The organism is Mycobacterium sp. IDUB_37 (genome assembly GCF_055419245.1).
Map to the genome: position 1 here is coordinate 60,049 of NZ_JBVAXG010000009.1, position 12,984 is coordinate 73,032.

The window sequence follows — 12,984 nt, forward strand, 5'->3', positions numbered from 1 at the left end:
CCCCGATGCGTCTGAGACATTCCTCCGAACGCCCCAACATAGGCCACGGCGGCGACATGTTTGGCGCTCGAACGAGCCGTGTCGTGGAGGGCTTGCTCACAGACGCCAATTAGAACTGGTCACGGAAGTAACCATCCCCCAACGCATTTCCGTTACCTACGTGGCACCTGTTGCCCGTGAGTGGCGTGAGGTTGGTGATGCCGCTGCGAGAATCCAATTCGTCACCGTGACGACCGTCCGAGCGATGTGAGAAATACCTCGTCACTGCGCGCATAGTTCAGCCGAGCGCCCGAGGTCGATCGATGTTCGGGGCGGGTCAAGACTTAGGTATGTTCTATGACAGAGCAAACAACTGGGCACGAGGCTACGCAACCTATTGGGTGTGACTGAGCGACGATGGGGTCGGGGCGCCGCTACGGTGGCGTCCCTCGAACACGGATGCCCACGTCACCGATCTCGCGGGTCCGGTGTAACACTTCTCATGACTTTCCGAAGCCCAGACGCCGACGGTGTCAACACCAATTCTTCGAGCCCTCAGGAGTCTGACTGCCGTGATTGATTCCAGCCTTCCCAATGTGGTGCGCGAGCGTGCAAGTTTGCAGCCCAACGACATTGCGCTGACCTTCTTAGACTTTGAGCAATCCTGGGACGGTGTTGAACTCACGCTGACCTGGTCGCAGTTGTACCGGCAAATGATCAACCTGGCCGCGGAAATCGCGCAACACGGGAGCACGGGCGACCGGGCGGTGATCCTCGCACCGCAAAGCCTCGAGTACATCGTCGGTTTTCTCGCTTCGTTGCACGCCGGGTTCGTCGCGGTGCCGCTCTCAGTTCCGCAAGGTGGCGCACACGATGAGCGCACCACCTCGGTGCTGGCCGATACCACACCGGCCGTCATCCTCACGGCTTCTTCGGTCGCCGACAATGTCAGGGGCTATTTGCAGCCGCGGCCCGGCCAAAGCGACACGACGATCATCGAAGTCGATCGACTGGACTTGAATCGCCGCCCGGGACCGGCCGCTCGTGCGACGTATGGACAACCGGACATCCTGTATTTGCAGTACACCTCCGGGTCCACCCGCACACCGGCCGGCGTCATGGTCACGAATCAGAACATGTTCATTAATTTCGAGCAGATCATGACCAGCTACTACGGGATATACGGGAAGGTAGCCCCGCCCGGATCGACGGTGGTGTCGTGGCTGCCCTTCTACCACGACATGGGCTTCGTTCTCGGACTCATCATGCCGGTTCTGGCGGGCATTCCAGCCAAGCTGACCAGCCCGTTGGGATTCATGCAGCGGCCCGCCCGATGGATAGAGATGCTGGCGAAGAACGAACTCGCATTCTCCGCAGCACCGAATTTCGCATTCGACTTGGCGTCTCGTAAGACCAAAGACGAAGATCTCGAAGGCCTTGATCTCAGCGGCATCCATAGCATCCTCAACGGCAGCGAGCGGGTGCAACCAACCACGCTGAAGCGCTTCGTCAACCGGTTCTCCCCCAACGGTCTTGACCCCCAGGTGATCCGCCCGTCGTATGGCATGGCGGAGACGACCGTCTTCATCGCGACTCGCCAGGCAGGCCATCCGCCAAAGGTCGTCAACTTCGACGCCAAAAAATTGCCCGACGGCCACGCGGAACAAACGGATACCGAGGGCGAAGGCATCACATCGTTGGTCAGCTACGGCACCGTCGACACGCAGTTGCTGCGGATCGTCGATTCCGACACCAGCACCGAATGTTCGGAAGGCGAGGTCGGCGAAATCTGGCTTCAAGGCGGCAATGTCGCTACCGGCTACTGGCAGCAACCCGAGGTAACCGCGCGAACGTTCGGTGCATCGATCGTCAACCCTACGGCCGGAACGCCGGAAGGCCCCTGGCTCAGGACGGGAGACTCCGGGTTCCGTTATGACGGTGAGCTTTACATCGTGGGCCGCATCAAGGACCTGTTGATCGTCTACGGGAAGAATCATTCTCCCGACGACATCGAGGCGACGATTCAGGAGATCAGTCCGACCCGCTGTGCAGCGTTCGCGGTGCCTGTGGACGGAATCGAGAAACTGGTCGCGGTTCTCGAGATACGGCTCAAAGATGTGTCCACCGAGGAAGCGGCCGAACAGCTCGGCAATCTCAAACGTGCAGTCACATCCTCGATTTCGAAGGTACATGGCCTGAGTGTGACGGATCTTGTTCTGGTGCCACGGGGTTCGATTCCGATCACCACCAGCGGCAAGGTGCGCCGCGCGCAGTGCGCCGAGCTTTACCGTCAGGGCCAGTTGATCCGGTTGGACGCCTAGGAATCACAGCACACGTCAGCCTCCGGGCGACGACACGACCGGCACGCTGGCGAGCACGCTTTGTCCCCAGTTCATGAACGCGTCGATGAGCGGGGCCGCGGGGTTGGTGACGGCCTCGCTGGTGAAGGTAGCCGGCCCAAAGCCGAAGCCGCCGTTGCCGACCACCCCGAAGCCGGCCAGGAATGAACCCTGATTGCCCCAACCCACGTTGGATTCGCCGAGGTTGCCGACGCCGAGGTTGGAGTTGCCGTAGTTGCCGATGCCAATGTTGAAGTCGCCGGAGTTACCCACTCCCACATTGAATTTGCCGGTGTTGCCGTAGCCGATGTTGGTGATCGAGCTGTTGTTCAAGATCGCGTTCACGAAATCGATTGGCACTGTGGATATTGTGCCGGACACCGACCCGTACAGCCCCGTCACGAATGTGCCAGGTAGCGAGTTCAAGCTGAGTAGGCCATTGGCACCACTGGTTACGACGCCGCCGCCCAACCCCAGCACCCAGTTGACGTTCAGTTGCCAGTTATGCCACTGAGCGCTCACGCCGTTCACTACCGACGTGACCGGCTGAGCCAGGTGCAGGATGTTTTGTTGCACACCCGCCGGGGTGAGGAAGCCGTGCGCACCGGCGTGCGGGGTACCGCCGCCCCAGCCCGTCTCGCCGGTGCTGCCTGCGTAACCGCCGACCGCGCCGTGACGGCCGCCGACGCCACCCAACCCCGGACCCCCGTTGTACCCGGCCGCACCACCGGCGCCTTGCAGGCCGAATTGAGCACCGGCACCGCCGTTGCCGCCCGTGCCTGCCGCTCCACCGATACCTCCCGAGCCGCCGTCGCCGTAGAGCGCGGCGCCATGGCCGCCGGCCCCACCGGCGCCGGCCGTCCCGCCGGCCCCGCCGGACCCGCCGAGGCCACCTACAACAGCGACGTTCGCCGCAGATCCGCCCTGACCGCCGTTTCCGCCCGCACCACCCGGGCCGCCGTCACCGCCGTGGCCCAGGAGCAGTCCCGCGCTGCCGCCGGTTCCGCCGTCGCCGCCGAAGCCGCCGTTCCACCCGGCGGTGGCATTGGTGCCCAGGTTCACGCCGAAGGGGCCGCCGACAGCCACCGCATTGAGGCCTGCGGCACCCCCATCGCCCGTGCCGCCCGCGCCGCCAAAGCCGCCGTTGCCGAACAGCAGACCACCGGCGCCTCCGTTGCCGCCTCGGCCAGCGTTGCCGCCGGGGGTGGCCCAGCCAGGAGACCCGGTGCCGCCGTTCCCGCCGTTGCCGAGTAGGCCTGCCGCGCCGCCGTTTCCGCCGGCGCCCTCGAATCCATTGCCGCCGCTGCCGATCAACAGACCCCCGGGCCTCCCATCGGGGTGGGCCGCGGTGCCGTCGGCCCCGGTGCCGATCAGCGGACGACCCAGCAGCGCATCGGTGGGCGCGTTGACGATGTCCAACACGCCGTTCTGCACCATGCGCAGGGGGTCGACGTTGGCGGCCTCGGCGGCTGCGTAGATGTGTCCAGAGCCGAACAGATTCTGAACGAGTTGCCGGTGGTAGTGGGCGGCCTGCGCGCTGACTGTCCGGAAAGCCAGGCCGTGGGTGTTGAACAACGCCGTGATCGCCTCCGACACCTCGTCAGCACCCGATGCGAGCACCCCCGTAGTCGGGGCAAAAACTGCGCTGGCGGCCTGGCTCACTGTTGACTCGATAGCGGCTAACTCATTTGCAGCCGATTCAAGTGATTGCGGCGAAACAAGGACGAATGACATATAACACCTCGCAAGAGCGGTCGAATGAATTCAAAGATTTGCCGCTAAAGGGGCCAGCCGACAACCACAGCCGATGAAAGGCTGTAGCGCCAGTCGCGGCAGCATTTGGCACGACCGCTCACATTGCGATCACACCGATAGTGGACATCTAATTCGCAATAGGTACCGCTGCAGCTACGAGTGTGGCGGCACCCATTCCGATTGGTTTTGACAACAACTAGCTTGTGACCAACCAGGCCTCCACATGGAAGATCGATTACCGAAATACTGAGGCCCGCCGCTGCTGGCGTCGGTAAGTACTCGCCGACCATTGGGAGCCAGTGAACTGCGGTGATGCATCGCAATCCGAGCGATGGCGGTCGCGTGACATGCCGAGTCCGAACCCTGAGCGCGGCCGCGGCAGCACTGCGCCGACCCTTCTGTGAGTCTGAGCTCAGCAGTACCCGCCATATCTCAACCGCCCATTGTGACTAACTAAATTTACGCCTCCGCAATTTAAGTGAGGTGGATGCCACCATTTCCCAGTTGCCACATTTGATCAGAAGATTTTGACTTCGCTGTCAATATAACCACGATCGATCCCAGTTTTGTTGGCAGGAAAACTGTAACTGAATGGCGGCGATGTCTGCTGGCGCGGATTTACTGGAAAGATATGGCCGGACAACACCGACGACTTCCCCGAAGTGGCCATGTGCTGCACGTTTTCCGAATTTGCAGCAGCCACGCCGCGCGCTAGTTAGCGACGGAAATTGCCGTCTTTTTCTTCTCTTGCGGGCGACTACTTCGTTTGCGGCACCTGCCGCCGACCCTGCTGAATACGCCACCACCTTGCATGCGAGCCCGTCGGGGCAGCAGCGCTCCTCACCACCGGCCCCGAACGGCATCCAGCAAACACATTCATAGTTCAAAATTGACGCCTCGGTGGTTTTCACAGCTGATTCTTAGCTTGCTCAAAGCCCCAGGATAGGACCGAATGACTAGGAGATTCCCACCAGTTACGGGCCTACCCAGCCGACTCGTCCAGCTGGGAAAGATTCATTGAATCGCGCTCCACGTGGTCTTTCTCCTGCTTAGAAGCCCATCCTCGGCACGTTGACCGGACTGTCAATTTGGATTCATAGATAAATCAAATGTATTAACCCACCGAATCCTCGTTTGCATGGCATGATCTTGCCGTATCGGATGTGCCTACGCATCCGGCAAAGTACCAAGTCAAGCGAAGAGATGACACGAAAGGTCGCGAAGACAATGAGCTTTCTGGTTCTGCCCCCGGAGATCACCTCGGCACAGCTGTTTTCTGGCGCGGGTTCAGGGCCGATGTTGGAGGCGGCGGCGGCCTGGAACGCGCTGGCCACCGAACTGGATTCGGCGGCGCAATCCTTCTCGTCTTTGGTGTCGGACCTGGCCGGTCAGGCCTGGCAAGGTCCTGCATCGCAAGCCATGGCGGCGGCAGCGACACCCTATGCCGGCTACTTGTCGACGGCGGCGGCACAGGCTTCGGGGACGTCTGCACAGGCGCAGGTAGTAGCTGGGGCATTCGAGTCAGCGCTCGCGGCCACCGTGCGTCCGGCCCTCATCTCTGCGAACCGATCAAACTTGGTGTCGTTGGTCCTGTCGAACCTCTTTGGCCAGAACGCGCCGGCGATCGCGGCGGTAGAAGGCATCTACGAGGAGATGTGGGCCGCGGACGTGACCGCGATGCTGGGGTACCACACCAGCGCCGCGGCGGCGGTATCGCAGTTGGTCGCGCCGGCGGAGGCGCTGACGACCTTGCCGAACTTCGGCTTCGGCAACCTTGGGAACGGCAACTTAGGCTTCTTCAACACCGGTGAGTCCAACTACGGGATCAACAACTCGGGCACCCTCAACATCGGTGCAGGCAACGCCAGCCCCAACTTCACCCCCTCTGACCCGGTCACCACGTTCGGTGGTGCCGGCTTTTTCAACAAGGGCATCGAACAGGTCGGCATCCTTAACTCCGGCCTGCGGAACGTCGGCCTAGGCAACGCCGGGACATCGAACCTCGGGATCGGCAATGCCGGAACCGGCAACAGCGGCCTCCCACTGTCCTTTCTGACGACTCTCGGCATCGGCAACCACGGCGACTACAACCAAGGCCTGTTCAATACCGGCAGCCACAACACCGGCATCGGCCTCACCGGCGACAACCTCGTCGGCTTCGGACCCCTAAACATCAACGCCAATGCACTGAGCGGGTTACCCAGCGCCGCAACCGAACTCCCCAGCTTCGGCTACGGCAACATCGGCGAAGGCAACTACGGGCTGTTCAACACCGGCACCCTCAACCTCGGGATCAGCAACGTCAGCCCGTTCTTCACCCCCACCGACCCCATCACGACCTTCGGCGGATTCGGCGTCGCAAACCACGGCATCAACCAGGTCGGCCTGCTCAACACCGGACTCAACCAGGTAGGCATCGGCAACGCCGGCGAACTCAACCTCGGCATCGGCAACACCGGCTACGGCAACAGCGGCCTGCCACTGTCCCTGCTGACAACCCTCGGCATCGGCAACCACGGCGACTACAACCAAGGCCTGTTCAACACCGGCACCCACAACACCGGCATCGGGCTGACCGGCGACAACCTCATCGGCATCGGACCACTCCACATCAACCGCTAGTTCGCAGCACCAGCGAATCAGGTTGTGCCGCAGCAGTTTAAGACTGAGACCGCTAGCAGTCGCCTACCTTGTCAATCATGTTCTTCAATGGCGGTGCTGGGGTTACATTCACCAAGTAGCCAGGATTGTCTGAGATCCAACCGATCTTGGAGCAATAGCCCGGTCCGGTCGGTTGCCCGGCATGCCATGTGTCGAGCGTGGGCCTGCAGCTGGCGATATCTGACTCGTTGATGGTCCTGGCGGTGTCTAGCGCACCCGGCACGCGTTCCCAAATGATCAGGCCTCGCGCGGTCGGCAGGTTGCAGGGCGACTCAGGCAGCGGAACGGTACGGATTTCGCTGTGAGCCGCAGGCGCCAACGACAGCGCACATGCTGCAAGCAACGCGGTCGCTGCAGCGTTCCGGGGGATGGCCAACGCGCGACCCCTTCCTCAAACGATGATGGCGTGCACTCTGAAGCTACCTCCTCAACGGTGGTCGGAGAACTGTCTGCACTCAGGACCGGGGTGCGGAAAAGTACATCTCCTGCCGCACTGTGCAGACCAGGCCACCGCCGCGGTTGAACATCGCCCCACTCGCCAGCGCCATCGAATCGGCGCTACTCGGCGAAGACCGTTGGTAGAGAAGCCAATCCGACAACACTGCGGGTGCGTGGAACCACACCGAGTGATCACGTTGCGCCGATTCCCCGACTCCGCCGCGGGCGACGAACGCCGGTTCGGTCAACGTCACCGCCGACAGATAGGCCACCAGACTTGCGGTCAGCACCGGATCGTCGGGAACCTCGCCGTCGGGCCTCCACCACATCGGCGACCGTGCGGGGGCCGCGTGCTCGGTATCGATGATGCGACGCTCGAACCAGCGGAGGCTCGCCCACCGCCCGCGAGTGTTCTCGTCGGATTCAGCGAGATGCGGTGGCACCCAGGGCAGCGTCTCCGGTGCCGGCGCCGACGGAATCGGCGGCTGGTAAACGACCTGTGCAGACGCAGGATCCGCGACCTTGAACGAGGACATCGCTTCCATCAGGATCTTGCTGTCTTGCCGGGCGGTCACCCGGCGCGCTGAAAAGGTCCGACCTTCTTGAAGATCGACCACTTCGAAGTCCACTGGCCTACGGGCATCCCCTGGCCGCAGGAAGTACGTGTGCACACTGTGTGGCGTACGACCCGGTGCAGTGAGACTTGCCGCCAGTAAAGCCTGCGCGGAGATGTGGCCGCCCAGAATGTGGTTGGCGGGCGCGGGCAACTGCTCGCCGACAAAGCGCCACTGGTCGATCCTGTCGAGCTCCAGGGTGGCGAGGACGTCGCTGAGCGAAGATGACATTGAGACGTATCTTGCCTGACCCCGCCAAGACGCACCGGGAACTCAGCGGCTGAGCCTCCGGTAGCGCTGCAATCGGCGCAGCGCTGACGCCGCCGACGGGCCAGCGGCGGGCTCCAATGCCTCGACGAGTTGAGCACGCACAGCCGCCACATCGAGATGCATGCCGATCGCCACCAGGCAGTTCGCGACGGCCCGCGGAGGCGCCTTCACGACGTGGATCGCCGGACCCACCAGATTGACAACGTAGGTTCGGACAGATCGTCCGTTGCCGACCGCGACCACGCCTTTCAGCCGGAACACCCCGGCCGGCGGCTGTTCGAGGAGGTCGAACAGCGCATCGAGGTCGACGCATCCGGTGCTCGTCACGGTGACGGCGTCGGCATGGACGTGGTCTTGCTCAGAATCGGAGTCGGACATCAACTCCCGAAACGAAAGTTGTCCGGTCGTCTCGGCGGTGTCCAGGGCGTCGAACAGCAACGCGGGGTCGATCCGGCCGCCTGTGGTGCCGACGACGTGTACACGCGGATTACGTTGCGCCACACGCTTTTTGACGCGTTCGACTACCGCCGGCCGCTCGTCTTCGGATACCTGATCGAGCTTATTCACAACGATCAGGGACGCGGCACCGTAGCGAGCCGGAGGCAGTTGGGTTCGGTCGACGGTGTCGAAGTGGTTGGCGGCGTCGACGACGTCGATCAAACCGCCGGCCCGAACGCCGGGCAACTTGCTGAAGCCGATGATCCGCGCGATCGCGACCGGATCGGCCACGCCGCTGGCTTCGACGACGATGGCATCGAGGCGGCGCGCCGGATCAGCCAGCTTGGCGAGTGCCTCATCGAGCCCGCCGTCGTCTGGCAGGCAGCAGATGCAGCCCCCGGCGATCGATGCGGGCTCGTCGATCTGGCCCGCCACCAGCGCGGCGTCGACATTGAGGTCTCCGAAATCGTTGACCACGACCCCTATCCGGGTACCGGGACTGCGCAATACGTGGTTCAGCAGCGTGGCCTTGCCCGCGCCGAGGTGACCGGTAAGAGCGATGACAGGTATCGCAGACAAAAGCCTTCTCCCCACGTCCGCATCTGGGCGTCCAAGGCTACCGGCGTGCGCGACGGCGGGGTTGTGGCACGGTCCCGTAAACAAACGGTTACCGCACAGACCGACGCCCGTAACGGGCGCCAAACACACTCATTTCGAGTTTTTGCAGGTCAAGCCGCCGGGGCGAGGCCGTTCCTGTGAGTATCCAATGCGAGTTGGGTCGGGTGTGCTGAAAGCCGAGAAGCCGGAGCGGGAACTGGATAGTCTCGATGCACACATCGACGATTGACTTGAAGGGGGCGGGGTGTCGTTTGTAGTTGTTGCTCCCGAGTGGCTGAGCGCGGCGTCGGGGCAGCTGGCGAACATCGGTTCGACGTTGGATGCGGCGAACGCGGGAGTCGCCGCCGCCACCACGGGGCTTGCCCCCGCTGCGGCGGACGAAGTGTCAAGTGCGATCGCAACGTTGTTCGGCGGCTTCGGCGAGGAGTATCAAGCGCTGAACGTCCAGGTCAGCGCTTTCCAACAGCAGTTCATCCAGACGCTGAACTCGGCGACCGGAGCGTACGCGACCGCAGAGGCTGCGGCGAGCGTCCCCTTCCTGGACGAAGTGTTCAATGTCATCAACTTTCCCACCCGACTGGTGCTAGGACGGCCGCTGATCGGCGATGGAGTGGCCGGCACCGCGGCGAACCCGAATGGTGAAGACGGCGGCATCCTGTTCGGCAACGGCGGCAACGGCTACTCGCCGACGGCTACGGGGGAGAACGGCGGAATCGGCGGATCGGCTGGATTCATCGGCAACGGCGGCGCCGGCGGATGGGGCGCGCCCAATGCGGGAGCCGCTGTCGGCGGTCTCGGTGGTCGTGGCGGCAACGGTGGATGGCTGTTCGGCAGTGGCGGGAACGGTGGCGCCGGAGGCTTAGGCATGGGCAATGCCTTGCGGGCCTACGGAGGCACCGGCGGCCAGGCCGGAACTTTCTGGGGCAACCCCGGCTACAGCGGAACCGGGTGGGACACCAAGACCGTCTCAATGCCGACCGTTGCCAACACCGAACCCGTGGTCAATATCTCGACGAACGGCGGACCGATTGCGCCGATCCTGGTCGACACTGGGTCCCGAGGCCTGGTTCTGCAGATTCCCGATGTCGGCGGCGTACCCGGATTGCTGCGGATGGGTCTGCCCACCGGGATCAACATCAGCGGCTACAGCGGTGGGCTCACCTACCTCTATGCGTCGTATCCGACCACGGTGGACTTCGGCAATGGCATCGTCACTGCCCCCACCCCCGTCAACGTCGTGCTGTTCTCGATTCCGACCTCGCAGTACGCGATCCAGGCATACCTGACCAACTTCATCAAGAACCCGTTCACCACCCCCTTCGATGCGTACTTTGCGTCCGCGGGCGTCGACGGCGTGCTTGGTGTCGGACCCAACGCGGTTGGTCCTGGGCCCAGCATTCCGAACCAGTATTTACCGGGCAACCTCGGCGCGGGTCTGCGGATCGACATGCCCAACCAGCAACTGCAGTTCGGCCCCAACACCGGGACACCTGCCATCGTGGTGAACGGTGCTCCCATCGCCACCACGTATGTGTCGGTCAATGGCGGCGGGGTGCAGGCCGTCCCGTCGATCATCGACTCGGGTGGCGTGCTCGGAACCCTGCCATCGTCGGTGATCGGGGGTGCCGGATCCCTGCCAGCAAACACACTGATCCAGGTTTACGCTGACGCCGCCAAGACTCAGTTGCTATACCAGTTCAACACCAACAACTACCAGCCCACTGTCATTTCGTCGGGCCTGATGAACAGCGGCTTCCTGCCCTTCAGCCAACGTTCCATCTTCATTGACTACAACCCGGCCGGGCAGGGCCAGACTATCTTCAACACCATGTAGCGGATTCCGTTGCCGGACTGACAGATTGAGGCTTGTCGGCACCCACCGCTAGAGTCAGCCACATGTTGCAGACGGTCGCGGTACGCGGGTACCGCTCGCTGCGCGAGGTAGTCCTGCCCCTGGGTCGCCTCACCGTCGTCACCGGCGCCAATGGCACCGGCAAGTCGTCGGTGTACCGCGCGCTTCGCCTGTTGGCGGATTGCGGCCGCGGCGAGGTGATCGGTTCGTTGGCCCGCGAGGGTGGGCTGGAATCGGTGTTGTGGGCCGGCCCTGAGCACCTCGACGGGGCCCGTCGTACCGGAACCGTGCAGGGCACCGTCCGCACCAAACCGGTATCACTTGAACTCGGCTTCGCCGCAGACGATTTCGGCTATCTTGTCGATCTCGGCATGCCGCAGATGGCCGGCTTCGGGTCGGCGTTCGCACGTGATCCGGAAATCAAGCGGGAGGCACTGTTCGTCGGTCCGGTGCTGCGCCGCGCCACCACGCTGGTGGGCCGCACCCGCGAATTCGCCGAAGTCAGTGACGATTCGGGCCGTGGTTTCGACGAGTTGTGCCGAACTCTGCCGCCCTATCGCAGCGTGCTGGCTGAATATGCGCATCCGCAAGCGCTTCCCGAACTCGCGGCGGTGCGGGAACGGCTTCGGGGTTGGCGTTTTTACGACGGCTTCCGCGTTGATCCCGCGGCACCCGCCCGGCAACCGCAGGTGGGCACCCGCACTCCGGTGCTCTCTGATGACGGCAAAGACCTCGCCGCAGCGATTCAGACGATCATCGAGGCCGGATTCGACGATCTGAGCCGCATCATCGCCGACGCCTTCGACGGTGCCTCCATCGCCGTCGATGTCAGCAACGGACTTTTTGATCTGCAGTTGCAGCAGCGCGGCATGTTACGCCCGTTGCGGGCGGCCGAATTATCAGACGGCACACTGCGATTCGTATTGTGGGCAGCCGCCTTGCTCAGCCCGCATCGGCCGTCGTTGATGGTGCTCAACGAACCCGAGACCTCGCTGCACCCGAGCCTCGTCCGCCCACTGGCGGAGCTCATCCGGGTCGCGGCCGGCCACACCCAGGTGGTGGTGGTGACCCATTCCCGGGCCCTGCTCGAGTTTCTGAATGACGGATCCGACGGCGCGCAGGAGGTCGAACTGTACAAGGATTTCGGCGAGACCCGAGTCACCGGCCAGGGCCTGCTGACCACACCTGCGTGGGACTGGGGCAAACGCTGAGCTACCGCACCGAGGAATCCGACCCAAACATGTGAGTGTGATTTGGGTGCAAAGTTTGCATAAAGTGCAACCATGAGTGTTATGGCCAATCCGATGGGTCTTCGCGAGCGACGCCGCCGTCAGACCAGTGCGGATATCCGCGGGGCTGCCGTGCGGTTGGCGCAGGCACGCGGCTGGGACAAGGTGACCATCGAGGAAATCTGTACCCAGGCCGGAATCTCGACCCGCACATTTTTCAACTATTTCCCGAACAAAGAGGCCGCGATCGCCTACGGCCCCTCCGACCTGCCGCCCGAACTCGCCGCCGAATTCGTCGCTGCCGGCCCGGCCGCCTACCCAGTGGTCCTGGCGGAGCTGATCACCCTGGCCGCACACCACCTCCGCGATATGCCGCCGGAACGCGAACAAGCCGTGTGCATGCTGGACCTGGCAAAAACCACCCCCGCGGTGTTGGCGGCATTCCTGGCCGACCTGGAGCGCTTCCAGACTCAGCTGACGGATATCGTGGCCAAGCGCCAGGGCATGCCGTCCGATGACGAGATACCTGCGTTGATCTCCGCGCTGGCGTTAACCGCGGTCCGTTCGGGTATAGAACGCTGGTCCAGTGGCGAGCCGGACGACGCCGACGACACGCCAATGCCCTACGTGGAGCGTGCGGCGGCACTGGTGAACAGCATCTTTACGAAGTGACCTGAAACACCACTGAGAAAATTTGCATAATCTGCAAATAATGCAGATTATGTACACATGGCCCGGCGGCGATTCTCGACAGCGCCGCGGCAACGCGGAACGCATCGCGTCGGGCCATA

At 63.1% G+C, this 12,984-nt stretch carries 6 protein-coding genes and 2 pseudogenes; 5 read left to right on the forward strand and 3 right to left on the reverse strand.

What is annotated here, in order from left to right:
• Positions 1–551: 551 nt before the first annotated feature.
• A complete protein-coding gene (locus ACZY1I_RS25155) occupies positions 552–2,300 on the forward strand; it encodes an AMP-binding protein (protein ID WP_463758774.1) in 1,749 nt (582 codons plus the stop codon).
• Between the two features lie 714 nt (positions 2,301–3,014).
• On the opposite strand, the pseudogene ACZY1I_RS25160 reads toward ACZY1I_RS25155, so the two are convergent.
• A pseudogene (locus ACZY1I_RS25160) lies at positions 3,015–4,052 on the reverse strand (PE family protein); the annotation flags it as partial.
• Positions 4,053–5,300: 1,248 nt separating this feature from the next.
• On the opposite strand from ACZY1I_RS25160, the pseudogene ACZY1I_RS25165 reads away from it, so the two are divergent.
• Positions 5,301–5,936, forward strand: a pseudogene (locus tag ACZY1I_RS25165) (PPE family protein); the annotation flags it as partial.
• A gap of 1,253 nt (positions 5,937–7,189) precedes the next feature.
• Here the strand turns inward: ACZY1I_RS25165 and ACZY1I_RS25170 are convergent.
• Positions 7,190–8,017, reverse strand: a complete 828-nt coding sequence (locus ACZY1I_RS25170; protein ID WP_463758778.1) for an acyl-CoA thioesterase — start codon at positions 8,015–8,017, stop codon at positions 7,190–7,192.
• A gap of 42 nt (positions 8,018–8,059) precedes the next feature.
• Entirely contained in the window at positions 8,060–9,073 is a 1,014-nt protein-coding gene (locus ACZY1I_RS25175; RefSeq protein ID WP_463758782.1) for a CobW family GTP-binding protein, read from the reverse strand.
• 283 nt (positions 9,074–9,356) lie between these two features.
• On the opposite strand from ACZY1I_RS25175, the gene ACZY1I_RS25180 reads away from it, so the two are divergent.
• The 3 genes from ACZY1I_RS25180 (at position 9,357) to ACZY1I_RS25190 (ending at position 12,865) form a co-directional block, all read left to right on the forward strand.
• Positions 9,357–10,946, forward strand: coding sequence for a PecA family PE domain-processing aspartic protease (locus ACZY1I_RS25180; RefSeq protein ID WP_463758785.1), 1,590 nt, complete (start codon positions 9,357–9,359; stop codon positions 10,944–10,946).
• A gap of 62 nt (positions 10,947–11,008) precedes the next feature.
• Positions 11,009–12,175: an AAA family ATPase gene (locus ACZY1I_RS25185; protein ID WP_463758789.1), complete on the forward strand. Its 1,167-nt coding sequence runs from the start codon at positions 11,009–11,011 to the stop codon at positions 12,173–12,175.
• Between the two features lie 81 nt (positions 12,176–12,256).
• A complete protein-coding gene (locus tag ACZY1I_RS25190) occupies positions 12,257–12,865 on the forward strand; it encodes a TetR family transcriptional regulator (RefSeq protein ID WP_463759288.1) in 609 nt (202 codons plus the stop codon).
• Positions 12,866–12,984: the final 119 nt, after the last annotated feature.

Bases quoted from the DNA above. Each gene is read 5' to 3' on its own strand.
- ACZY1I_RS25170 (WP_463758778.1), bottom strand. From the start codon at position 8,017: ATGTCATCTTCGCTCAGCGACGTCCTCGCCACCCTGGAGCTCGACAGG.
- ACZY1I_RS25185 (WP_463758789.1), top strand. From the start codon at position 11,009: ATGTTGCAGACGGTCGCGGTACGCGGGTACCGCTCGCTGCGCGAGGTA.
- ACZY1I_RS25190 (WP_463759288.1), top strand. From the start codon at position 12,257: ATGGCCAATCCGATGGGTCTTCGCGAGCGACGCCGCCGTCAGACCAGT.